The sequence below is a fragment of the Micromonospora sp. DH14 genome, assembly GCF_029809455.1.
Taxonomy (GTDB): Bacteria; Actinomycetota; Actinomycetes; order Mycobacteriales; family Micromonosporaceae; genus Micromonospora; species Micromonospora parva.
On the sequence record NZ_JARVKT010000011.1, the window covers coordinates 1 to 23712 of the forward strand.

The following is a 23712-nucleotide window of genomic DNA, read 5'->3' on the forward strand; positions in this document are numbered from 1 at the left end:
AAGGCCTCACCAAGAAAGAGATCATCCGCTGCCTCAAGCGATACGTCGCCCGCGAGGTCTACGAGGCCCTCACCAACCCCGCCCAACCCCCACCGACCACACCTTGACATCCATAGGAGCATCCCCCACCCACCGACCCCTTCCGTTGATCATGAAGTTATTGCCATGACACGCCGGGCGAGGTGGCAACAACTTCATGATCAACCCGTACGGGGGCGGGGTTGGGGTTAGGGGGTTGGCCAGGTGTGGACGGGTTGGTTGGTGCGCTGGAGTTCGGCGTAGCGCTGGACCATGTGGTGCAGGGCGGCCGTCCGGTCCATGCCGTGGTGCCGTTCCGCCGCCCAGACCGCCTCGGTCTGCCAGACGGCGCCGTTGCGGCCGGTACGGCAGCGCTGCTCGATGATGCCGAGCAGGCGGTCCCGCTGCGCCGCGGCGACACCGAACCCGTCCAGGCCGGCGGCGGCGGTGGGCAACAGCTGGTCCAGAACCAGCTTGGTGACCGGCACGTCGCCGAGCCCGGGCCAGTGCAGCACGGCGTCGAGGCCACGTCGGGCGGCGGCGTGGAAGTTCTCCTCGGCCGAACTGAAGGTGAGTTGACTCCAGATCGGCCGGTCGGCCTCGGCCAGACCGCGTACCAGCCCGAAGTAGAAGGCCGCGTTGGCCAGCATGTCCACCACCGTCGGACCGGCCGGCAGCACCCGGTTCTCCACCCGCAGGTGTGGGCGGCCGTTCATGATGTCGTAGACCGGCCGGTTCCACCGGTAGACAGTGCCGTTGTGCAGCCGCAACTCGCCGAGCTGTGGCACACCGCCGGCGTGCAGCACCTCCACCGGGTCCTCGTCCTCGCAGATCGGCAGCAGCGGCGGGAAGTACCTGACGTTCTCCTCGAAGAGGTCGAAGATCGAGGTGATCCACCGTTCGCCGAACCACACCCGGGGTCGTACGCCCTGGGCCTTCAGTTCGTCCGGCCGCGTGTCGGTGGCCTGCTGGAACAGGGCGATCCGGGTTTCGGCCCACAGTTGCCGGCCGTACAGGAAGGGGCTGTTCGCGCCGACCGCCACCTGCACACCCGCGATGGCCTGGGACGCGTTCCAGTAGTCGGCGAAGCTGTCCGGGGCGACCTGGAGGTGGAACTGGAGGCTCGTGCAGGCGGCCTCGGGGGCGATCGAGTCGGTGTGCGTCCGCAACTGCTCGACGCCGCGAATGTCCAGTTCGATGTCCTCGCCACGGGCGCCGACGATCTGGTCGTTGAGCACGCGGTAACGCTCGTTGGTGGAGAGATTGTCCTCGACCAGGTGCCCCTCGGTGAGGGTGGGCAGGATGCCGACCAGGACGATCTTCGCATCGGACCTGGCGGCGCGCTCGTCGGCCCGGGAGAGGCTGCCGCGCAGATCGTCCTCGTAGTCGGCGAAGCCGGTGCCCTCGATCAGTCGGGGTTCGGCGTTGAGTTCGAGGTTGAACTGCCCCAGCTCGGTCTGGAAGAGGGGGTCGGCGATGTCGGCGAGGATCTCCTCGTTGCGCATCGCCGGCTCGGCGGCCGAGTCGACCAGGTTGAGTTCGATCTCCAGGCCGGTCATCGGCCGGTCCGCGTCGAAGCCGAAGTCGTCGAGCATCAGGGCGAAGACGTCCAGGCAACGCCGCACCTTCTGCCGATACCGGACGCGATCATCCCGGGTGAAGGCGCCCTCTGAGACGTCCCTGCCCATGTGTCCTCCCGACGGCCGGCGCGGTCGGGATCATGCCGTCCCGGAAGCGCTTTGTGAAGCATCCACGGTAAGAGCGCCCACCTGACCGGGGCCAGAGGCCGACGCCGGTGATCCGGCGTCGACCGGCGCGGACGCGCTCGTGGCGCCATCTGTACCCCTTCGTCGCCCTGCTGGACCCGGTGGCGGTGCTATCAACTCGTGACAATTACCACGAGTGGAGACGACGCAGGGCCCGCGCCGACGTACGGCGCGGGCCCTGCGTGCCTGATCACCCGGGAGGATGCCCCTGACCCTCCGGTGATCCCCGGGGGTCAGGCCTGACGGACGGCCTCGCCCTCGATCTCAATCTTGATCTTGCGGCTGACCAGCACGCCCCCGGTCTCCAGGGCGACGTTCCAGGTCAGGCCGAACTCCTCGCGGTCGATCTCGGTGCTCGCGGAGAAGCCGAAGATGTCCTGGCCGAACGGACTGCGGCCGACACCCTCGAACTCCACCTCCAGCTCGACCGGACGGGTGACGTCCTTGATGGTCAGCTCACCGGTGAGCACGAACTCGCTGCCGCGACGGGACTTGACCCCGGTGCTGCGGAACTCGAGCGTCGGGAACTTCTCGGCGTCCAGGAACTCGGCGCTGCGCAGGTGCGCGTCCCGGTCGGCCTGGGTGGTGTCGACGCTGGCGGCCTGAATGGTGGCGACGACCGACGACTGCAGCGGGTCCTCGGCAACGGTGATGGTGGCGGTCGCCTCGTTGAACTCACCGCGAACCTTGCTCACCATCATGTGCCGGGCAACGAAGCCGACCCGCTTGTGCGCCACGTCGAGCGCGTAGGTGCCGGCCGCCGGGATGGTGAGGCCGTCCCAGTCGCGGGTAACCGCATCGATGCTGCTGGTCATGCTGCTGTCCTCCAGGGGGATTGTTTAATAGCCCAACGACTGCGTGAGCAACTATAACCGCAACAATATTCCCCGTGTCAAGCACTGGTATGATGAACGGGTGACCAACGTCTTCGACGATCCCCGGATCACCGCCGTCGGCCTGCTCTTCGAGGCACACGCCGGGCTGTCCGCCCGGTTCACCGCCCAGCTGGAGGAGCACGGCCTCTCCGCGGTCGAGTTCGAGGTCATCACCCGACTCGCCCGCTCGCCCGGCAACCAACTACGGATGACCGACCTCGCCGCCCAGACCTCCCTGTCGACCAGCGGAGTGACCCGCGTGGTGGACCGGATGGAGCGCGACGGGCTGCTCACCCGCCGGGCCTGCCCGAACGACCGGCGCAGCTCGTACGCGGTGGTCACCGCCGCCGGGATGCAACGCCTGAACGAGACGCTGCCCGGCCACCTGCAGATAATCGAACAGTGGTTCACGGGGCAGCTCGACCCCGAGGCGCTGGCGGCCCTCCTCGACGGGTTGCGACGGGTTCGCGACGCCGCGCATCCGTGCGCCACCGCCGGCAGTGACAACGTCGACCCGGAGCAGCGCGCCGACACCGACAGCGCCGCCCGACGACAGTGAGAAGCACTGTCACCGCCATCGCGCGGCGGCAGAAAGACCGGCAGAACTGACCCAGCCAAGCTGGAGGATTCGGTCCAAGCCGACTTTCTGCCATCGCATCGGTGACAGGCTTCCTGCACCGGGGATAACCGGGGGGTGACGGCGCGGGCGATCAGCGAGGGGTAGCACCAAAGGGGGCTCTTCGCCCGCGCCACTCTCCCGTCGCGATCCTCCCGGGCACCCGGTTCGTCGCTCCTACCGAGCCGGCCCGTCCCGGTCGGCGACCAGCGCGTAGAGCAGACCCGACTCCTGCGGCAACAGCCGGATGCCGGTCTCCACACAGACCCGGTCCAGTCGATCGAGCACCGTCGGGTCCGCGGTGCTCGCGGCCAGTCCCACCAGCGCCTCCACCACGTCGCGGCGATCCTGCCCCGCGTTGTCGATGGCGGCGGCGAACCACTCGGCGGCCAACTCCCGGTCACCCCGGTGCAGCGCCAGGTTCCCCTCGATCAGCGCACACAGCCCGGCCTCCGGCCCACCCCACCTCAGCGTCGCGTCGTCCGACCGTTGTCGCGGGATTGTCGGTCGCGCCGGCAACGACTCCACGCCCCCGGCACGCAACTCGGCCAGCACCTCGCTCGCCTCCGCGACCCGCCCGTCCTGGGCGAGCGCCAGCCCGACGGTCCCCAGCACCCGACGGCGACGCCCGGGGTCACCCAGCTCGGCCAGGGCCTCGATGGCCCGCTGGCCACGGTCGACGGCGTCCGCGTACCAGCCCTCCAGCCGGGCGACCTCGGCACGGTTGGCCCAGCCCAGCACCCGCAGTCGCTGCTCCCCGCTCTCGACGGCGAGCCGGTCCACCGCAGCGAGCCGGCGGCGGGCCGCAGCCAGGTCGCCCGCGCGGATCTCGTGCCAGGCGAGGCTGTTCTGGGCCACCGCCAGGTCCCGGGTCCGGCCGTTGCGGGCAGCCAACCGCAGCAGCGCCTCGGCCTGCTCGCGAGCCTCCTCCTGTCTCCCCACGGAGATCAGCAGGGTGCCGAGCACGTTGCGCGCCTCCAACTCCCCGGTGACGTCGCCGGCCTGCCGGAGGGTGTCCAGCGCCGCGCGGGCCGTCGACAGCTCCTCCGCCCCCGCCCCGTGCTCGGCGGCCAGCCGGGCAACCCCGAGGGCGGCCCAGCCCCGCAGGAGGGGGTCGGCGTCGCCGGTCCGCGGGTCGGCCAGCAGCCGCCGCAGCCACTGCCGCCCGGCGACATCGCGTCCGCGGAACCGCCACCAGCGGGTCAGGCAGGCCGCCAGCCGCAGTGCGGTCAACGGGTCGTCGGTGGCCGCGTGGGCCAACGACGAGCTGATGTCACTGCTCATCTCGTCCAACCGGTGCACCGCATCGGGCAGCCGTGGGCCGACCAGGTCGCTGGCGGTCCGTGCCACCAGGCGCGCGATGACCTCCGCGTGTCGACGCCGGATGCAGGTCAGCTCGCCCTCACCGGCCGCCTGCTCGACGGCGTAGTCACGGACCGCGTCCAGCAGCCGGAACCGGAACGACCCGGTTCCGCGTACGCTCAGCAGCCCCAGCTCGACGAAGCGGTCCAACAGTGGGACCGGGTCGATCGCCACAGTGCCGTCCCGGTCGGCCTCGTCGGCGAGCATCTCCTCGGCCAACTCCACGGACCAGCGGTTACCGAAGACAGCCAGCTGCCGCAGCGCGGCCCGCTCGTCCGACGCCAACAGGCGGTAGCTGAACGCCACCGCGTCCCGCAGGGTGACCGCTACCGCGCCCCCCGCACCGTTGTCGGGCCCGCTCGTGCGACCGGTGAGCCCCTCCGGTGCGTCCCAGCCCGGGTGGGTGGACCCGTCGGCCGGAGTGGCCAGGTCGAGCACCCGGTCGCCGTACCGGTCGAGCAGTTCGGTGAGGTCGAGGAGCCGGCCCCGGGCGGCCATCAGCTCGATGGCCAACGGCAGCCCGCCCAACCGGCGCACCAACGCGGCGAGCGCCGGCAGCTCAGCGGGGGTGGGCGGCTCCCGGCGCACCTGAGCGAGCCGGGCGGTGAACAACGCGACCGCCGGCCACGATTCGAGTCCGGAGTGCTCGGCCTCCGGCGGCGGCACGTCGAGCGGCGCGACCGGCCAGACCCGCTCACCGGGCAGCCCGACCGGGTGTCGCCCGGTGACCAGGACCCGCAGTGAGGGCAGTGCGCCGATCAACCGGTGCAGGGTCGCGGCCACCGGTCCCGGGGCGTGCTCCACCGCGTCCATCACCAGCAGCGCCGGCCGTCCGGCGAGCCGGGCCACGAGTTCGGACAGGCGCGCCACACCGAGTACTGACATCGAGGCGGCGAGCACGTCCGGACCGTCCGATCCCTCGCCGACCAGCACCCCGGCGACACCGCCCGGGTGGTCGGAGGCCACCAGGTGCGCCACCGACGTCGCCAGGGCGGTCTTGCCGACGCCGGCCAGCCCGACGAGGCTCACCAACCGGGGCCCTCGCTCGGCGGTCAGCATTGCGGCCAGCTCGGTGAGGTCGCGATCACGGCCGATCAACGCGACCGGCGGCGGGAGCGCGACCGACGGGCCGGCGGGTGCGGCCGACGCGGCGTTGCCGCTGACCGCGAACGTCGTCGACGCGACGTCCGGCGGGGCCGGCTCGGCACCGACGCCGCGGGCCGCGGCCAGGAACGCCGCCCGACTGGCGCCGGTCAGCGCCAACGCCCCGGCGAGCAGCTCGACGGTGGTGCGTTGCGGCCGGATCGACCGGCCACGCTCCAGGTCACGCACCGTCCGCACGCCCACCCCGGCCCGGGACGCCAGCTCGGCCTGGGTCAGGCCGGCGGCGCGTCGATGCGCGCGGAGCAGCTCCGGCAGTGTGGTCCGCCCAGCCGAGCTCCGCGACCAGTCATGATCCGGAGTCATGGGCTCGAAGAGTACGGATCGACTCCGACCATCGGCAGTCGAACGTCGGGCTACCGACGCCCGGTCGCCGAAACCCGACAGCCGTACGGACAGCCCGTCCGGAACGACCGGCTGATCAGTTCGGCTGGACCACTCAGAGACCCAGGTCCCGAGCGATGATCATGCGCTGCACCTCGCTGGTGCCCTCGCCGATCTCCAGGATCTTGGAGTCCCGCCAGAACCGGGCAACCGGGTACTCGTTCATGAAGCCGTACCCGCCGTGGATCTGGGTGGCCTCCCGGGCGTTGTCCACGGCGATCGTGCTGGCGTGCAGTTTCGCGATGGCGGCCTGCCGCTTGAACGGCTCGCCGGCCAGCATCCGCGCGGCGGCGTCGTAGTAGGCCAACCGGGCGGTGTGCGCCTTCAGCTCCATGTCGGCGATCTTGAACTGGATCGCCTGGTTGGCGCCGATCGGCTGACCGAAGGCGTGCCGTTCCTTCGCGTACCTGATGGACTCGTCGACGCAGCCCTGCGCGAGACCGACGGCCAGCGCGGCGATGGCGATCCGGCCCTCGTCGAGGATCCGCAGGAACTGCGCGAACCCCCGACCCCGCGCGCCGAGCAGGTTGGCGGCCGGCACCCGGCAGTCGTCGAAGGTCAGCTCGTGGGTGTCCGAGGCGGTCCACCCCACCTTGGAGTAGCCGGGGGCCACGGTGAACCCGGGCGTGCCGGTCGGCACGATGATCGTCGACAGCTCCTTGGAGCCGTCCGGGTTCGTGCCGGTCACCGCGGTGACAGTGACCATGGCCGTGATGTCGGTCCCGGAGTTGGTGATGAACGCCTTCGACCCGTTGATCACCCACTCGTCGCCGTCCAGCACCGCCCGCGTCTGCGTGCCGGCGGCGTCCGAGCCGGTGCCCGGCTCGGTGAGACCGAAGCCGGCCAGCGCCTCGCCGCTGAGCAGCCGGGGCAGCCAGGTCGCCTTCTGCTCCTCGGTGCCGAAGCGGTAGATCGGCATCGCGCCCAGCGAGACCGCCGCCTCCAGCGTGATGGCCACACTCGAGTCGACCCGGGCCAACTCCTCCAGCGCCAGGCAGAGCGCGAAGTAGTCGCCGCCCATACCGCCGTGCTGCTCGTCGAAGGGCAGGCCGAACAGGCCCATCTTGCCCATCTGCCGGATCACCTCGTACGGAAAGGTGTGCTGCTCGTAGTGCTCGGCGATGACCGGGGCGACCACCTCGCGGGCGAATTCCCGCACGCTCTCGCGCAGCGCCTCTTGTTCGTCGGTGAGCCGGAAGTCCATCTCATCCTCCTGTAAGGACGGTCCGCCTCGGCGCTCGTGACGCCGAGGGCGGGTCGCTGTGCGGGCCCGAGTCGATGATCAGACCGGGGTGACACCGTGCCGACGGCGGGAGAAGTGCCGGTCCTTGGTGCGTGCTGCCGCGAATCGGCGGACCAGTTCGGTGCGCAGGTCGTGCGGCTCGACGATGGCGTCCACCACCAGTTCGCTGGCGAGCCGGACGACGTCGATGTCCTGCTCGTACTCGGCGCGCTTGGCGGCGACGAAAGCGGCCCGCTCGTCCTCGTCCGCAATGGCGGCGATCTTGTTGGCGTAGACCGCGTTCACTGCCGCCTCGGCGCCCATCACGGCGATCTTCGCGGTCGGCAGCGCGATGGTGGCGTCCGGCTCGAACCCGGGACCGGCCATCGCGTAGAGGCCGGCGCCGTACGCCTTGCGGACCACCACGCAGATCTTCGGCACCGTCGCCTCGGAGATCGCGGTGATCATCTTGGCGCCGTGCCGGATGATGCCCTGCTTCTCCACCGCGCTGCCGACCATGAAGCCCGGTACGTCGCTGAGGAACAGCAGCGGCACGTTGAACGCGTCGCAGAGCTGCACGAACCGGGTGGCCTTGTCGGCCGAGTCGACGAAGAGCACGCCGCCCTTGAACATCGAGTTGTTGCCGACCACGCCGACGACCTGGCCGTCGAGCCGGCCGAAGCCGATGGTCAACTCCTTGGCCCAGAGCGCCTGGATCTCGAAGAACGAGCCCTCGTCGAGCAGGCCCTTGACGTACCGCCGCATGTCGAACGCCTGCCGCTCACTGGCCGGCACCAGCGCGGCCAGGTCGGCCTTCGCGGGCGCGGCGACCGCCGGCGCGGCCGGCGGTTGCTGGGTCCAGTTCGCCGGCAGGTACGACAGGTAGGTCTTCACGACGTCGAGCGCGTCGGCCTCGGTCTTGCAGAGGAAGTGCCCCACTCCGGATTCGGTGGTGTGCACCTTCGCCCCGCCCATCGCCTCCAGGGTGGTCTTCTCGCCGGTGACCATCTCGACCATCCGGTCGGAGCCGAGATACATGCTGGCGTTGCCGTCGACGAGCGCCACCACGTCACAGAACGCCGGGATGTACGCCCCACCGGCGGCGCTCGGACCGAACAGCGCGCAGACCTGCGGGATCGAGCCCGAGGCGCGGACCTGGTTCCAGAAGATCTTGCCGGCGCCGCGCCGGCCGGGGAAGAGGTCGACCTGGTCGGTGATCCGGGCGCCGGCCGAGTCGACCAGGTAGACCATCGGCACACCGGCGCCGTACGCGCGCTCGATGATGCGGATGATCTTCTCGACGGTGCGGGCGCCCCAGCTGCCGGCCTTGACTGTGGAGTCGTTGGCCATCAGGCAGACCTGTCGGCCGTCGATCGTGGCGGTGCCGGTCACCACGCCGTCGGCGGGCAGCCCGTCGGCGAGCGCGTTGGCGTAGAGGCCGTCCTCGACGAATGATCCCTCGTCGACCAGGAGCGCGACCCGCTCACGGGCGAAGAGCTTGCCCTTGGCCGCGTTGGCGGCGTGGTACTTGTCCGCGCCGCCGGACCGGGCGCGCTTGCGCAGCTGCTCCAGTGCCTCACCGTCGAGCGTCACGCCGACTCCTCCAGCAGATGACCTGAACGATCGTTAGGCTAGCGCATGACTGCGACTGTCGGCGACCTACGAGCGAATCAGACAGTCGGGCCGAGAGCAAGACATTGAATAACATGAATGGATGTCGCTAGGCTCCTGCCACCCCTCCTCCCGGATTGGAGTCAGCGATGACCTCACGACTCAATCGGCTCGCGGTCGCGTTGCTCGCGACGGCACTCACCACCCTCGGCCTCACGGTCGCCAACCCCGCGCCCGCGTCCGCCGCCATGACCATTTGCTACAACACCAGCCAGGCAGGCAACTACGCCGGCACCGCCAACCAGGCCGCCTCGATCTGGAACAACGCCACCGTCAACCTGACACTCTCGGCGAACTGCGGCTCGAACCTGCGGATCTACCAGATCACCGGCGGCGGCTCGTACGCCGTACGGACCAGCCTCGGCAACGGCCGGGTCTACATCGACACCCAGCAGGCGGCGCAGTACAGCCCGCTGCGGATCATGACGCACGAGATCGGGCACATCCTCGGCCTGCCGGACAACTACAACGGCAACTGCGCGATCCTGATGTCCGGCGGCAGCGCCGGCACCAGCTGCACCAACCCGTACCCGAGCAGCGCCGAGGCGAGCCGGGTCAGCAACCTCTTCGCCGGCACGTTCAGCGCCACCGACCGCAGCGCGGACATCTTCCGCGACAGCTGGCCGGGCGCGCTCACCCCGGTGAGCTGAGCGACCTGGCAGGTGGAAGGGGCCGGCGGGTTCGCCGGCCCCTTCGTCGCGTCCTCAGCCCGGCAGCGGCGTCAGCCGGGTACGCGGGCCGGCCCGCAGCACACCGGACGGCAGCTTCTTGCCGAGCAGCTCTTCGGCCAACTCCGCCACCTCGATCAGCGCCGACAGGTCGATGCCGGTGTCGACGCCCATGTCGTGCAGCATGTGCACGGCCTCCTCGGTGGCCAGGTTGCCGCTCGCCCCCGGCGCGTACGGGCAACCACCGAGGCCGCCGACGCTGGCGTCGAACTCGGTCACCCCCAGCTCCAACGCGGTCAACAGGTTGGCCAGTGCCGTACCCCGGGTGTTGTGGAAGTGCAGCAGGACCGGCACGTGCGCGTTGCGGTCGCGTACCGCGGTCAGCAGCTCGCGGACCCGGCGTGGGGTGCCCATGCCGGTGGTGTCGCCGAACGCGACCCGGTCCGCGCCGTCGCGGACCACCCGGTCCACGATCCCGGCCACCCGCTGCGGGTCGATGTCCCCCTCGTACGGGCAGCCGAAGCTGGTCGCCACGATCACCTCGACCCGCGCTGAGGCCCCGTGCAGCAGGTCGATCAGCTCGGCGATGTCGTCCAGCGACTCGTCGGTGGACCTGTTGACGTTGCGCCGGTTGTGCGTGTCGCTGGCCGAGACCACCACCTCGATCTCGGTGAACCCGGCGGCGAGGGCCCGCTGCGCGCCCCGGGTGTTCGGCACCAGCGCCGAGTAGCGCACCCCGTCGGCCTTCACCGCCCGCCGCCACACCTCGTCGGCGTCCGCCATCTGCGGGATCGCCTTGGGGTGCACGAACGACACCGCCTCGATCCGGCGTACACCGGTGCCGGAGAGGGCGTCGAGCAGCCGCACCTTGGCGTCGGTCGGGATCGGGTCCTCGTTCTGCAACCCGTCCCGTGGCCCGACCTCGCGGATGGAGACGGAATCTGGCAACTGGCTCATCGGTCACCTCGCTGTGACGTCGGATCGGGACAGCATGTCGGCCGCTTTGCTCTGCTGCCCTATGTGCGACGGCTACTGTCCGTCATCGGAAAGCCGCTGTCGCATATAGGTAAGCAGAGCAAAGGGCCCACCAACCAGTCTTGCCCGGCCGCCCGGCCGCCCGGCCGCACCGCCGCACCGCCGGCCGCCGGGCCGACGGGCCGACGGGCCGCCCGGCGGCCTGACGGTTCAGCGCATCCGGGAGACGATGCCCGTGTCGTAGGCGCCGGAGCGGAACTCCTCGTTGTCCAGCAGCTCGGCGAAGAAGGGCAGGTTGTTCTTCGGGCCGACGACCTGGAACCCGGCGACCGCTTCCTTCGCGCGTTCGAGCACCTCGTCACGATCAGCCCCGCTAATGATCAGCTTCGCCATCAGGCTGTCGTAGAACGGAGTGACCGTGTTGCCCTCGGTGTAGCCGGAATCCACCCGGACACCCACGCCGGCGGGCTCCACCCAGGTCTTCACCACACCAGGGCCGGGCAGGAAACGCTTCGGGTCCTCCGCATTGATCCGCATCTCGATCGCGTGCCCGGCCGGCGTCAGGGCGTCCGGGTCGAACGTCGGCGCCAGCCCGGACGCCACCCGCAACTGCTCCTCGACCAGGTCGATCCCGTAGACGTACTCGGTCACCGGGTGCTCCACCTGGAGCCGCGTGTTCATCTCCAGGAAGAAGAACTCTTCGGTGGCCGGGTCGAGCAGGCACTCCACGGTGCCCGCGTTGCGGTAACCGACCGCCTCGCCGGCCCGCACCGCCGCCGCCAGCAGACGGGAGCGCAGCTCCGGCGAGACCGCCGGCGACGGGGACTCCTCGACCAGCTTCTGGTTGCGGCGCTGCACCGAGCACTCCCGCTCACCGAGCGCCACCACCCGACCGTCGGCCAGGCCGAGGATCTGCACCTCGACGTGCCGTACCCGGGGAAAGTACCGCTCGATCAACACCGAACCGTCGCCGAACATCCGCTCGGCGAACGCGCGCACCTTGTCGTACTCGGTGCGCAGCGCGGCCTCGTCGACGGCCACGCCCATGCCCATGCCGCCACCGCCGGCGGCGGCCTTGACCATCACCGGGTAGCCGATCTCGGCGGCGGCCGACACCGCCGCGTCCAGGTCGGCGGCCGGGTCGGTGGTGCCGGGCGCGACCGGCACGCCCGCCGCCGCCATCAGGTTCCGAGCATTGATCTTGTCGCCCATCGCGGTGATCGCGTCCGCGTCAGGTCCGACCCAGATCAGGCCGCTCGCCTCGACGGTACGGGCGAAGTCGGCGTTCTCCGACAGGAAGCCGTAGCCGGGGTGGATGGCCTGCGCGCCCGTCGACTTAGCGGCGGCGAGGATCGCCTCGGTGTTGCGGTAGCTCAGCGCCGGGTTCGGTGGGCCGATGAGGACCGCCTCGTCCGCCTCCGCGACGAACGGCAGGTCGGCGTCGGCCTCCGAGTACACAGCGATCGCGCGGATGCCGAGCCGCTTGGCGGTCCGGATGATCCGGCGGGCGATCTCGCCCCGATTGGCGACCAGCAGTGACTCGATCATGTTTCCTCCCGGCGTCCGGATGGTGGGACGATGTCAGGGAATCATGACCGGCACGGTTCTGACGAGTCGACTCAGGCGAGCAGCGCGGCCAGGGTCGCCCCACGCAGCAGCTCGGCGCGGCGTCGCCGGTCCACCTCACCGCCGAGGAACGGCGTCGAGTTCATCAGGCCGAACGCGGCGTGCGCGAGCACCCGCGCCTCACCGTCGGGCATGCCCGGGTGCAGCGCGGTCAGCACCGTCACCCACTCCTCGACGTAGAGCCGTTGCAGCCGACGGATCCGCCGCCGCGGCTCCTCGGGGAGGCGGTCCAGCTCGTGCAGGTGCAACGCGATCACCGCCGGGTTGGCCAGGGCGAACTCGACGTGGAAGTCGATCAGCGACTCCAGTACGCCGCGCGGGTCGTCCGACCGGCCGGCGGCGCGTTCCCGCCCACCCGCCAGCAAGCCCTCACTGACCGGGATCAGCGCGGCGGCCAGCATGGCCTCCTTGCCGGCGAAGTGGTGGTACAGCGCCGGACCGGTGACCCCGGCGGCCGCGCCGATGTCATCCATCGACACGCCGTGATATCCGCGCGCTGCGAAAAGACCTACCGCGATCTCCAGGATCTCGTCCTTGCGGGACCTGCGCCGGCCCGCACCCGCCGCACCCCGTGCCTGCTGCTCCACCGTCACCGGGCAAGCCTAGACCGGGAACTGCCTGCGGTGGAGCGGCGGCCGACGGTCGTTCCGCACTGTGGTGGCTTGACCCTCGACCCGGTCGAACCGGCACGGTCACCGGCATGACCGCCACTGCTCTCGGCCGGGACTTCCGGCTGCTCTGGTCCGCTGCCGTGTCGTCGCGATTCGGAGACGCGCTGCGTACCCCGGCGCTGGCCCTGTTGGCCGCGACAGTGACCCGCGATCCCCGGATCATCGCGGCGGTCACCGTGGCCGGGCAGTTGCCGCCGCTGCTCTTCGGCCTCCTCGGCGGGGTGTACGCGGACCGCTGGGACCGCCGTCGGACGATGGCGGTGGTCGACGGGGTACGCGCTGGCGTGGTGGCGGCGCTGGCCGTGGTGGTCGCGCTCGACCGGGTCAGCGTCCCGGTGTTGCTGGTGGCGGCGTTCCTGCTCGCCGCGTTGGGTACCCTCTTCGACTCCGCCTCGTTCGCGCTGCTTCCCGCGGTGGTGCCGGCGGACGCGTTGCCCCGGGCGAACGGCCGGCTGCAGGCGGGGTCAGCGGTGGCCGGTGGTTTCCTCGGGGCGCCCGCCGCCGGTGTCCTGTTCGCCGCAGCCCCGGCCCTTCCGTTCGCCCTCGACGCCGTCACCTTCGCGGTGGCCGCAGTGCTCGTGCTGGCCCTCGCCCCGGCGCCACGGTCGAGGGTGCGGAGGCGGCGCGGCTCGGTGTGGAGCGAGATCGTCGAGGGGCTGCGCTGGCTGCGGGCGCACCGGACGCTGTGGCGGCTCACACTGCTCACCGCGACGAGCAACCTGGCGATCAGCGGGATCATGGCGGTGCTGGTGCTCTACGCGCTGGACGTGCTGCGGGTGCCGCCGGCCGGGTACGGACTGTTCGCCGCCGCAGCCATCTTCGGGGGCCTGGCGGGGGCGCTCGGGGCGGGCCGGCTCGCCGCCCGGCTCGGCACGGTGCCGGCGCTGCGGGTGGTGCTGGCCGGGCAGACCGTGGCGCTGACCGGCTTCGCGCTGGCTCGGCATCCGGTGCCGGGTGGGCTCGCGCTGGCCGTCTTCGCCGCCGGCACCGTGGTGTGGAACAGCCTGTGGGCGTCGTACGGGCAGCGGCAGGTGCCGGGCGAATTGCTGGGCCGGGTCGGTGCGGCGCAGCGGATGGTCGGTCTGCTCACCGCACCGCTCGGGGCGGCGCTCGCCGGGCTGGCCGCCGCGGCGTACGGCACGGTGCCGGTGGCGGGCGCGGCGGCGGGGACGTTCGCGCTGGTCACCCTGACCGCGTGGCGGACGCTGCGGTCGGCCGCACCCGGCGTGCTGAGCCGCAGCGGCGTGGCCTAGCTCGGCGTTCGCTCGCGGTGGGACAGCCCGGACAGGCGCAGCGCGATCCGTCGACGGGCCGGTGGAACGGCACCGAGCAGCCGGAGCAGCACGTCCCGGGCGGGCCGGCCGGCCGGGGAGACGCCGGCCAACCTGGTCAGCCCGGCGGCGAAGCTCATCACGTCCTCGGCCATCGGTCGCTGCCGGGCGTCGTAGTCGTCGAGCAGCGTCTCCGGGCCACCGTCGAGCACGTCGGCCACCGCGGTGCCGAGCGCGACCGCGTCGCAGATGCCGAGGTTCATGCCCTGCCCGCCGGCCGGGCTGTGCACGTGCCCGGCGTCACCGGCCAGCAGCACGGGTCCGGCTCGGAAGGTGTCGGCGATCCGGTGGTGCACCCGGAACCGGGAGCCCCAGACCACGTCGGTCACCCGGTCGGGTCGTCGTACCGGGCCGCGCTCGTCGAGCAGCGCCTGAAGGTAGGCCGCATCCGGTTCGGCCGGTGCGTTCTGCACGGCGGCGACCATCCGGACCACCCCGCCGGGGAGTGGGGCCCAGACCAACGGCCCGGGGCGGGCGAGGAAGAGCGCCGCCTCGTCGCGGGGCAGCACGCTGTGCACCCGCACGTCGGCGAGGACGAAGGACTCCTCGTCGCTGCTGCCGGTGAAGCCGATTCCGGCCAACTGCCGGACCGTGCTGTGCAGGCCGTCCGCGCCGACCACGAACCGGGCGCGCACCGCCTGCCCGTCGACCTGCGCGAGCATGCCGTCACCGACGCGGCTCAGCCCGGTGAGCTGGCACGGCCGTCGTACCTGGACACCGAGCTCGGCCAACTTTTCGGTGAGCACGGTCTCGGTGACCGCCTGGGAGATCAGCAGCGCGTAGGGGAAGCGGGACGGCAGCTCGTGGAACGGCACCGACAGCAGCACCCGGTCCCGGTCGCGCACCGTGAAACGCGGCGTCCGCACCGCCTGGGCGATCAGCGGCGCGGCGGCACCGATCCGGTCCAGCACCTCCAGGGTGTACGCGTGCACGACGGCGGCGCGGGAGGTTATCGGCGGCGCGGCGAGCCGGTCCAGCACTGTCACCTCGACCCCGCGCCGGGCCAGCGTCAACGCGGTGGCGAGACCGGTGGGGCCGGCACCCACCACCAGGACGTCAGTGCTCGTGGGCAGCATGGCCACCTCCAGAAGACGACTGCCAACATGTGTTGGCAAACACTTGTTGGCCACGCTAGAACGCCTCACGATTGCGTGTCAACAGGTGTTGGCATACGGTCGTTGGCATGACCTCGTCCGCCCCGCCGACCCAGCCCCGCCGCTCCGACGCCACCCGGGCGGCGATCCTGCGAGCGGCCCGGGAACGGTTCGCGGCGGACGGCTACGAACGCGCCACGATCCGGGCCATCGCCGCCGACGCCCAGATCGACCCGTCGATGGTCATGCGCTACTACGGCAGCAAGGAAGGGCTCTTCGCGGCGGCGGCCGAGTTCGACCTCCGCCTGCCCGACCTGACCTCGGTGCCGCCCGCCCGACTCGGTGAGGTGCTGGTCCGACACTTCCTGGCCCGGTGGGAGGGCGACGAGACCCTGGTGGCGCTGCTGCGGGCCGCCAGCACCAATCCCGGCGCGGCCGAACGCATGCGCGGCATCTTCGCCAACCAGCTCACCGCCGCCGTGGCCACCTTCGGCACCGACCCGACGCTGACCGCCCGACGGGCCGGCCTGGTGGCCAGTCAGGTCCTCGGCCTCGCCTTCACCAGATACATCGTCCGGCTGCCGCCCATGGTGGACACCACGCCGGACGAGCTGGTCTCCTGGGTCGCGCCGACCCTGCAGCGTTATCTGACCGGAACGCCGCCGAGCTGACCCAACCTTTTTCGCCCTCCCGTGCGTCTGCCTGTTGACGCGTACCGCGCGACGGCCGGGAGGGGGGCGGATGGCGCCGACGAGGGACGACGGACGCGACGGCTACCTCGCCTTCGTGGAGAACCACCAGCACCGGCTGCTCCGCGCGGCCTACCTGATCTGCGGCAACCGGCACCAGGCCGAAGACCTCCTCCAGGACGCGCTGCTCAAGCTGGCGCTGCGCTGGTCCTCGGTCCGCGACGGCGACCCCTCCGCGTACGTGCGGGCCATCCTCTACCGCGACTCGGTGTCGTGGTGGCGTCGCCGACGGCGGGAATGGCTCAGCGCCGCGCCACCGGACCAGGTTGCCCACGACCGGGACGGCGCGTTACGGCTGACGATGCACGACGCGCTGGGCCTGCTGCCCCCACGGCAGCGGGCCGTGCTGGTGTTGCGCTACTACGAGGACCTGACCGAGGTCGCCACCGCCGAGGCGCTCGGCGTGACGGTCGGCACCGTGAAGAGCCAGTGTCACGCGGCGCTGCGTCGACTCCGCGAGGTCGCACCGGACCTCGCCCGCGACGCCCGACCGGGTCGGGGCCCGGCCGATCTGGCCAGCGGTCTGGAGGTGAACCCGTGAACGAGCAGGAGCTGCGCCGACTGCTGACCGTCAGCGTCGAGGACGTGCTGCCCAGCCAGCCGGCCGCCGCCGGATGGGAGCGGGCTCGGCGTACCCGGCGCACCCGGCGGGCCGTCGCGGTGGTCGCCCTGGCCGTGGTGCTGGTCGGCGGTGGCACGGTGGCGGCGCTGCGACCGCCCGCCGATCCCGCGCCGGTTCCACCGGTGGGTCCGACGGTGACCCCGACCGTCGACCCCTCCCACGCGGGTCCGGTGCAGAAGCCGCCCGCCGAGCTGACCTACCCGCCCGATCCGTTGGCCCGGCTCGGCGATCCGGCCACCGTGCCGCTCTCCGAGCGACCGGTCCAGCGGGCGTTGGCGCTGTTCCAGCCGGTCGACGAGGAGAACCGGGCGAGCGGCCCGGTCCGGGTGCTCGGCAACGACGGCGTGGTACGCAGCCTCGACGTGGTGACCCTGGCACCGACCCGCGACGCGAGCGGCAACGAGGCGGGCGCCCTGAAGCCGGGAGTGCTGTCGCCGGACGGCCGGCAGGCCGCGTTCGCGCAGACCAAAGAACTGGTCATGGTCGACCTCACCACCGCGGCCGTCCGCCGGATACCGCTCGACGGCTACCTGGAGCAGGTGGTGTGGGCGCACGACCGGGTGCTGGTCGGCGGCGACGACCGGACGTACGCGGTGGACCGGGTCACCGGCGCGGCCAGCACGATCGACGTGTCGACCTGGGAGTTGATCGCGCCCGACCCGGCCGCTGGCCGGGAGGCCCCGTTGATCGACATGTACGGCGAGGGGACCGGCCTGAAATTGCGCAGCCTGACCGCCCGGGAGGGCGAGCTCCGCTCCGAACAACCGGTCAACACGTCGGCGCTGCCCTCGCCCTACCAGGTCAACGAGTTCTACGGCCGGGGCTGGCTGCACGGCGAGCGGCTGGCCCGGGCGGCCTGGATCACCAGCAGCGAGACCAACGGCACCGAGGGGGCCGCGGTGCTCGACGCGCGGACCGGTGCCGTGCTCCACCTGCTCGACCTGGGGCGGGACCGTGCCAAGGGTTGCTGCGCGGTACTGGGCTGGGACAACAGGGGGGCGGTGCTGCTCCGACTGGAACCGGCCGCGTTGGCCCGCTGGCACCCGGAGACCGGCGAGATCACCGGCATCGTTCGTGACCTGCGCGGCGCGATCGCTCTGGCCGGCTGAAACACCGTCCCCGCGCGACGTTCACTGTCACGCGGGGACGGTCGTGCCGGTCAGGCGGCCAGGCCGCCGGGCTGGTCGCCCTTCACCACAGGCGCCCGGACCAGGTTGCCCCACTCGGTCCACGAGCCGTCGTAGTTGCGCACCTGCGGGTAGCCCAACAGGTGCCGCAGCACGAACCAGGTGTGGCTGGACCGCTCCCCTATCCGGCAGTACGCGATCACGTCGTCGTCGGGGCTCAGCCCGAGCTGGTCGGCGTAGATCGCCTTCAACTCGTCGGCGGATTTGAACGTGCCGTCCTCGTTGGCGGCGGACTTCCACGGCTTGCTGACCGCACCCGGGATGTGCCCGCCGCGCAGCGCACCCTCCTGCGGGTAATCCGGCATGTGCAGCATCTCGCCGGTGTACTCACCCGGAGACCGGACGTCGACAAGTGGCCGACCGGCGGCGATGTGCGCCATGACCTGCTCACGGAAGGCCCGCAGCGGGGCGTCGTCGCGCAGCGGCACCGGGTAGTCGGCGCGCGGGCGGGCCGGCTTGTCGCGGGTCACCTCGCGTCCCTCGGCGATCCACTTCTGCCGGCCGCCGTCGAGCAGTCGCACATCGGCGTGGCCGAAGAGCGAGAAGACCCAGAGGGCGTACGCGGCCCACCAGTTGAAGTTGTCGCCGTAGAAGACGACGGTGTCGCCCCGGCCGATGCCCTTCGCCGCGCACATCTCGGCGAAGCTCTTCGGGTCCAGGTAGTCCCGGGTCACCTGGTCGTTCAACTCCAGGTGCCAGTCGACCTTGACGGCACCGGGAATGTGACCGGATTCGTAGAGCAGCACGTCCTCGTCGGACTCGACGACGACGAGGCCCTCGTCGCCCAGATGCGCGGCCAGCCACTCGGTGGTGACCAACCGCTGCGGGTCCGCGTACGACTGGAGGCGGGGATCGGGATCGTTCGGCACAGACATGATCCCAAAGGTACGCCGGATCGCCGTCCACGACCGCTGTAACGCCGGCCGGCCCACCACCCCCGCACGGGATGGTGGGCCGGTCGGCGTTCGCCGGGTCACGATCGCCCGGCGGGGCAGCCCGCCGGGTTGCTCCGGCTAGCTGCTCGGCGGCTGGTTGCCGACGAAGAAGGTGAACGACGCCGAGTCCGACTGGGTGCCGTTGCTGTCGATGCTCCAGACGGTGAGCGAGGTCAGACCGGCCTTCGTCGGTGCCCAGGTCACCGACGCGGTGCCGTCGGCCGCCGCGGCCACGGTGCTGGTCACAGTGCCGAAGCGATACCGGTAGCTGACCACGTCGGGCTGGCGCGGGGTGAAGGTGAAGACCCCGGGCACGCCCGGCCCCCCACTGGTGACGCCCTGCTGATAGACCGTCGCGGTTATCTTCGGCGCGGTGCTCAGCCGGAAGGTGCTCGACGCGGTTGCGGTCACGCCGTCGGCGGTCACGCTGGTCACCGAGAGCGTCCGGTAGCCACCCCGAGTCGCGGTGACGGTCAGCGTGGCGGTGCCGTCGGCCGCCGCCTCCACCGTCTGCTCCGGGTCGCCGTCCAACTGGAACCGGTACCGGACCACCCCAGCCATCTGCGGCCGCACCGTGAACGTGGTCGGCACGCCGATCTCGGTGAGTCTGCCGGTGATGATCGGCGCGACGTCGCTGGCCCGGAACTCGTACCGTGCCTCGGGCGAGCGGTTCCCGGCCGCGTCGAGGCTCCACACCACGAGGGTGTTGGGCCCCGCCTCCGGGCGGAGCGTGACGGTGGCCGTGCCGCCGGGCCCGTCCGCCGACACCACCTGGACGCCATCACCGCCGAGCAGCTCGTACCGGAAACCAACAGCGTCCGGAGTGACCGCCGCGTCGAAGGTGAACTGTCCCGGCAACGCCGGGTGCCAACCGTCGACCGGGAAGTCACTGGAGGTGACGACCGGCGCGGCCTCCGGGCCCTGGAAGTCGGTCCGGAGGTAGCAGAGGCCGCTCCACTCGCCGGTCGCCTGGCTGTCCGCCGCCCGGACCTGCCACGCGTACACCCGGTCGTGGGTCAGCACCTCCCGTTCGAAGAGGCCGCTCTCCCGATCGCCGTCCCGCCCGTTGTACCCGAACCGCTCGATCCGGGCCGCCGGCTCGTCGACCGGCCAGAGCGCGAAGGTGGTGGTCAACCGGTCGGTGCCGCCGTTCGCGTCGATGTCCGGGTCGTGCAGGACGGCGGAGAGCGTCAGGTCGTCGTTCTGCCACCACTGGTACGGCTCCGCCGTGGTGCACGGCTCGCCGGAGGTCTGCAGCTCGGTCGGCACACCCGGCGGCTGGTTGTCGTCGATGGCAGGCGCGTTCGGTACGTCGTTCGCTACGGCCGGCACGGCCGTCAGCGTGAGCGTCCCGGCGGCGACCGCCACGGAAAGCCCCGTCGCCAGCAGCGCCCGGAGCGGTCGTGCGGATGTCGTCGTGCCAGGCATGAGGGTCATCCCCCATCCACCTTTCCCCGATGTCCCCGCCTTCCGATCAGCGGGGGCAGCGGATGCTATCGGGGCGGGCGGACATCGGGCGACCCCGATTCGATCGGTGCAATCCACAGTGGAGGTGTCAGGGCCTGTTCAGGCGCGGCGGTGGACGATCCGACCGGCTACCACTGTCACCAGACAGGTGCCGTCGACGCCGTGCACCGCGAGGTCGGCCCGACCGTCCGGGCGCAGCGTCGGCACCACGGCGGTGGGCAGCACCAGCAGGTCGCTCCGCTCGGCGGCGGCCCGCAGCGCCGGGTCGGCCAGGTGTTCCGCCAGGACCGCCGTCACCCCTGTACGCAGCAGCGCGTGTACCCGTTCGCGCGGGGTCGGTGCGGGCGGCAGCGGACCGTCGTGCAGCAGACCCGGCCCCAGCGTCCCGGGCCAACGGCGAACCCGGGCACCGGCGTACGCCGCACTCAACTCGGCCAGCGGGCCGACGGCCGCGACCCGGTCGCCGCTGACCAGCACGGCGTGCTCCGGCACCGGTTCGCCGTCCCGGTCGCGGCACAGCAGGGCCGCGGTGTGCAGGGTGAGCACGCTCAGTCGACGAGCGGGCCGAGTTGCGGGCGCTTCGCCGTCACCGTGTCGCCGGACGACCGACCGGTCAACCGCCGCTTCACCCACGGGGCGAGGTGCTGACCGGCCCACCGCAGGTCGGCGGCGCGGGCGGCCAGCCACGGCGAGGGTGCCGGGTGCGGCGGGACCATCAGCCACTCCTCGTCGCAACCAACCCCCAGGGCGTTCAACACCTGGCCGGCGACCCGCCGGTGGCCGGCCGGGGAGAGGTGCAACCGGTCCGTGCTCCAGAGCATCGGGTTGAGGAAGGTGTCGTCGGCGTACAGGTCGACCATGATGGCGCCGTGCCGCTCGGCGGTCTCACCGACCGCTTGGTTGAGCAGCTGCACCCGGGGTGCGACGAGGCGTTGGCCGGGCAGCCGGGCCATCACGTCCGCGAACCGGAAGAGGAGCACGTCAGCGCCGCCCGAGCGCAGTTGCCGGACCACCTCGTCGAAGCGGGCGACCAGCGTGTCCGGGTCGAAGGTACGCCGCAGCACGTCGTTGCCACCCGCCGCGAAGCTGATCAGATCCGGCTTCATCGCCACTGCGGAGGGCACCTGCTCGGCGACCACGCTGGGGAAGAGCCGGCCCCGGATGGCCAGGTTGGCGTACCGGAAGTCGGGGCCCGCCTCGGCGGCGAGTCGGGTCGCCACCAGGTCCGCCCAGCCCCGGAAGGTGCCGTCCGGGTACGCGTCGTCCATGCCCTCGGTGAAGCTGTCCCCGACCGCGACAAAACTGCGCCAGCGCACCCGCGCCTCCCTCACGCCACTTGTTGCCTGCGGCGACCAGTCTGTCACCGCGGGATCGCCCGGTGCCGCCCCGAATCCGCGACGTGTCGGAGGTCATTGTCCAGTTGCCGCCCGGCGGCCTGATTCGACACCGGATCGCCGATATCGGGTGTGGTGTCGCCGATATCCGCGATGTCGAAATGGGATGGCTCCGCCTGACGCATCGACCGTAGGCTGCCCGGATGCTGCTACGCATGTCGACCCTGCTGCTGCGGACCCTGCGCGAGGACCCGGCCGACGCGGAGGTGCCGAGTCACCGGCTGCTGCTGCGGGCCGGTTACATCCGTCGGGCCGCACCGGGCGGCTACACCTGGCTGCCGCTGGGCAAGCTGGTGCTGGACCGGATCACCGAGGTGGTACGCGCCGAGCTGTTCGCGATCGGCGACCAGGAGGTGCACTTCCCGGCACTGCTGCCGGCCGAGCCGTACCGCACGAGTGGCCGGTGGGCCGAGTACGGCGACGACATCTTCACCCTCGCCGACCGGCGCGGCGCCGAGCACCTGTTGGCGCCCACCCACGAGGAGATGGCGGCGCTGCTGGTCAAGGACCTGTTCACCTCGTACCGGGACTTCCCGGTGACGCTTTTCCAGGTGCAGACGAAGTTCCGCGACGAGGCGCGGCCCCGGGCCGGGCTGCTGCGGGGCAGGGAGTTCCTGATGAAGGACGCGTACTCCTTCGACCTGGACGAGGCCGGGCTACGGGACGCGTACGCCCGGCACCGCTCCGCGTACCGGCGGATCTTCGACCGGTTGGGTCTGGACTACACGGTGGTGCAGGCGATGTCCGGCGCGATGGGCGGCTCGGCGTCGGAGGAGTTCCTGGCCGCGACGCCGGTCGGTGAGGACACCTTCGTGGGCTGCACCTCCTGCGACTACGCGGCCAACACCGAGGCGGTTCTCACCCGGGTGCCCGCCGCCGGCGATCCGGCCGCGCAGCCGGCCGCCGAGGTGCACGACACTCCGGAGACCCCGACGATCGCCAGCCTCGTGGAGTTGGCCAACGCGCGCCGGTTGGGCGGTCGGGACGGCTGGACCGCCGCCGACACCCTGAAGAACGTCGTGCTGTCCGTCCGGCAGCCGGGCGCCGAACGGGCCGTGCCCCTGGTGGTCGGGCTGCCCGGTGACCGGGAGGTCGACCTGAAGCGGGTCGGTGCCGCACTGCACCCGGCGCAGGTGACCGTCTTCGAGGAGTGGGCCGACCATCCGGAGCTGGTACGCGGCTACATCGGGCCGCAGCTGCTCGACAAGCTGGGCATCCGTTACCTGGTCGATCCCCGGGTGGTGGCCGGGTCGGCGTGGCTGACCGGGGCGAACGAGCCGGGCCGGCACGCGACCGACGTGGTCTGCGGACGGGACTTCACCCCCGACGGCACCATCGAGGCGGCCGATGTGCGCCCCGGCGACCCCTGCCCCGACTGCGGGACGGGCGAGCTGACCATCCGGCGGGGCATCGAGATCGGGCACATCTTCCAGCTCGGCCGCCGATTCACCGACGCCTTCGCTGTCGACGTGCTCGGGCCGGCCGGCAAGCCGGTCCGGCCGACCATGGGCTGCTACGGCATCGGGGTCTCCCGGGCGGTGGCGGCCGTCGCCGAACAGCACCACGACGACCGGGGGCTGGTCTGGCCGGCGGCGATCGCGCCATGTGACGTACACCTGGTGGTTGCGGGCAAGGGCCCGCAGCTCGACGCGGCGCTGGAGCTCGGCGGGCGGCTCGCCGCGGCCGGCCTGCGGGTGCTGGTCGACGACCGCACGCACGTCTCGGCCGGGGTCAAGTTCACCGACGCCGAGCTGATCGGCATCCCCCGGGCCGTCGTGGTCGGCCGCCGACTCACCAAGGGGTACGTCGAACTGCGCGAGCGGGCCGGCGGCGAGCGCACCGAGCTGCCGCTGGACGGTCTGCTGGATCGACTCGTCGACGAGGTACGCCAGGAACGTGCAAGCCTGGTGTAGCCACG

General features: G+C 71.6%; 21 protein-coding genes. 7 read left to right on the plus strand and 14 right to left on the minus strand.

From position 1 onward, the window contains the following. Positions 1-227 precede the first annotated feature (227 nt). Both QCZ28_RS16215 and QCZ28_RS16220 read right to left on the minus strand, forming a co-directional pair. A complete protein-coding gene (locus QCZ28_RS16215; protein WP_279517445.1) occupies positions 228-1706 on the minus strand; it encodes a glutamate--cysteine ligase in 1479 nt (492 codons plus the stop codon). Between the two features lie 311 nt (positions 1707-2017). Then, on the minus strand, positions 2018-2599 hold the full coding sequence (locus QCZ28_RS16220) for a YceI family protein (protein WP_030331947.1): 582 nt from the start codon (positions 2597-2599) through the stop codon (positions 2018-2020). A 100-nt stretch (positions 2600-2699) separates the two neighbouring features. Here QCZ28_RS16220 and QCZ28_RS16225 point away from each other — a divergent pair, with 100 nt between their 5' ends. Continuing rightward, positions 2700-3218, plus strand: coding sequence for a MarR family transcriptional regulator (locus QCZ28_RS16225; RefSeq protein ID WP_279517446.1), 519 nt, complete (start codon positions 2700-2702; stop codon positions 3216-3218). A gap of 234 nt (positions 3219-3452) precedes the next feature. Here QCZ28_RS16225 and QCZ28_RS16230 read toward each other — a convergent pair whose 3' ends face one another. The 3 genes from QCZ28_RS16230 to QCZ28_RS16240 all read right to left on the minus strand — a co-directional run bounded on the left by QCZ28_RS16230 (position 3453) and on the right by QCZ28_RS16240 (position 8997). Then, complete coding sequence (locus QCZ28_RS16230; RefSeq protein ID WP_279517447.1) at positions 3453-6104, minus strand: helix-turn-helix domain-containing protein; 2652 nt, start codon at positions 6102-6104, stop codon at positions 3453-3455. Between the two features lie 133 nt (positions 6105-6237). After that, on the minus strand, positions 6238-7386 hold the full coding sequence (locus QCZ28_RS16235) for an acyl-CoA dehydrogenase family protein (protein ID WP_030331942.1): 1149 nt from the start codon (positions 7384-7386) through the stop codon (positions 6238-6240). A 78-nt stretch (positions 7387-7464) separates the two neighbouring features. Continuing rightward, on the minus strand, positions 7465-8997 hold the full coding sequence (locus tag QCZ28_RS16240; RefSeq protein ID WP_279517448.1) for an acyl-CoA carboxylase subunit beta: 1533 nt from the start codon (positions 8995-8997) through the stop codon (positions 7465-7467). Positions 8998-9164: 167 nt separating this feature from the next. Here QCZ28_RS16240 and QCZ28_RS16245 point away from each other — a divergent pair, with 167 nt between their 5' ends. Further along, positions 9165-9725, plus strand: coding sequence for a snapalysin family zinc-dependent metalloprotease (locus QCZ28_RS16245; RefSeq protein ID WP_279517449.1), 561 nt, complete (start codon positions 9165-9167; stop codon positions 9723-9725). Positions 9726-9779: 54 nt separating this feature from the next. Here the strand turns inward: QCZ28_RS16245 and QCZ28_RS16250 are convergent, their stop codons facing one another. The 3 genes from QCZ28_RS16250 to QCZ28_RS16260 all read right to left on the minus strand — a co-directional run bounded on the left by QCZ28_RS16250 (position 9780) and on the right by QCZ28_RS16260 (position 12937). Further along, positions 9780-10700 (minus strand): hydroxymethylglutaryl-CoA lyase, encoded by a 921-nt coding sequence (locus QCZ28_RS16250; protein ID WP_279517450.1) that lies wholly within the window; start codon positions 10698-10700, stop codon positions 9780-9782. 228 nt (positions 10701-10928) lie between these two features. Beyond that, a complete protein-coding gene (locus QCZ28_RS16255) occupies positions 10929-12266 on the minus strand; it encodes a biotin carboxylase N-terminal domain-containing protein (RefSeq protein WP_279517451.1) in 1338 nt (445 codons plus the stop codon). A gap of 71 nt (positions 12267-12337) precedes the next feature. Continuing rightward, complete coding sequence (locus QCZ28_RS16260; protein WP_030331931.1) at positions 12338-12937, minus strand: TetR/AcrR family transcriptional regulator; 600 nt, start codon at positions 12935-12937, stop codon at positions 12338-12340. A gap of 107 nt (positions 12938-13044) precedes the next feature. Here QCZ28_RS16260 and QCZ28_RS16265 point away from each other — a divergent pair, with 107 nt between their 5' ends. Continuing rightward, positions 13045-14268, plus strand: a complete 1224-nt coding sequence (locus QCZ28_RS16265; RefSeq protein ID WP_279517452.1) for an MFS transporter — start codon at positions 13045-13047, stop codon at positions 14266-14268. On the opposite strand, the gene QCZ28_RS16270 is transcribed toward QCZ28_RS16265, so the two are convergent. After that, on the minus strand, positions 14265-15422 hold the full coding sequence (locus QCZ28_RS16270) for an FAD-dependent oxidoreductase (RefSeq protein ID WP_279517453.1): 1158 nt from the start codon (positions 15420-15422) through the stop codon (positions 14265-14267). The genes QCZ28_RS16265 and QCZ28_RS16270 overlap by 4 nt on opposite strands. Positions 15423-15529: 107 nt before the next feature. Between QCZ28_RS16270 and QCZ28_RS16275 the strand changes: the two genes are divergently transcribed. From QCZ28_RS16275 to QCZ28_RS16285, 3 genes are all read left to right on the plus strand, one after another. Beyond that, the gene (locus tag QCZ28_RS16275; RefSeq protein WP_030331926.1) at positions 15530-16111 is read left to right on the plus strand and encodes a TetR family transcriptional regulator; all 582 of its coding nucleotides are present in this window, start codon (positions 15530-15532) and stop codon (positions 16109-16111) included. A gap of 70 nt (positions 16112-16181) precedes the next feature. Then, complete coding sequence (locus QCZ28_RS16280) at positions 16182-16730, plus strand: SigE family RNA polymerase sigma factor (protein WP_036411447.1); 549 nt, start codon at positions 16182-16184, stop codon at positions 16728-16730. After that, positions 16727-17920, plus strand: a complete 1194-nt coding sequence (locus QCZ28_RS16285; protein WP_279517454.1) for a hypothetical protein — start codon at positions 16727-16729, stop codon at positions 17918-17920. Before QCZ28_RS16280 ends, QCZ28_RS16285 begins: the two co-directional genes overlap by 4 nt. A 50-nt stretch (positions 17921-17970) precedes the next feature. Here the strand turns inward: QCZ28_RS16285 and QCZ28_RS16290 are convergent, their stop codons facing one another. The 5 genes from QCZ28_RS16290 to QCZ28_RS16310 all read right to left on the minus strand — a co-directional run bounded on the left by QCZ28_RS16290 (position 17971) and on the right by QCZ28_RS16310 (position 21919). Beyond that, the gene (locus tag QCZ28_RS16290; protein WP_030331920.1) at positions 17971-18873 is read right to left on the minus strand and encodes a sulfurtransferase; all 903 of its coding nucleotides are present in this window, start codon (positions 18871-18873) and stop codon (positions 17971-17973) included. Between the two features lie 138 nt (positions 18874-19011). Then, positions 19012-20370, minus strand: a complete 1359-nt coding sequence (locus tag QCZ28_RS16295; protein ID WP_279517455.1) for a hypothetical protein — start codon at positions 20368-20370, stop codon at positions 19012-19014. 129 nt (positions 20371-20499) lie between these two features. Further along, positions 20500-20946 (minus strand): hypothetical protein, encoded by a 447-nt coding sequence (locus QCZ28_RS16300; RefSeq protein WP_279517456.1) that lies wholly within the window; start codon positions 20944-20946, stop codon positions 20500-20502. Positions 20947-20948: 2 nt separating this feature from the next. Beyond that, complete coding sequence (locus QCZ28_RS16305) at positions 20949-21716, minus strand: SGNH/GDSL hydrolase family protein (protein WP_279517457.1); 768 nt, start codon at positions 21714-21716, stop codon at positions 20949-20951. A 44-nt stretch (positions 21717-21760) separates the two neighbouring features. Further along, positions 21761-21919 (minus strand): hypothetical protein, encoded by a 159-nt coding sequence (locus tag QCZ28_RS16310; protein WP_279517458.1) that lies wholly within the window; start codon positions 21917-21919, stop codon positions 21761-21763. Positions 21920-21937: 18 nt separating this feature from the next. Between QCZ28_RS16310 and QCZ28_RS16315 the strand changes: the two genes are divergently transcribed. Next, positions 21938-23707 carry a proline--tRNA ligase gene (locus QCZ28_RS16315; protein WP_279517459.1) on the plus strand — a complete coding sequence of 590 codons (1770 nt, stop codon included), beginning with the start codon at positions 21938-21940 and terminating at the stop codon, positions 23705-23707. The last annotated feature ends 5 nt before the right edge of the window (positions 23708-23712 follow it).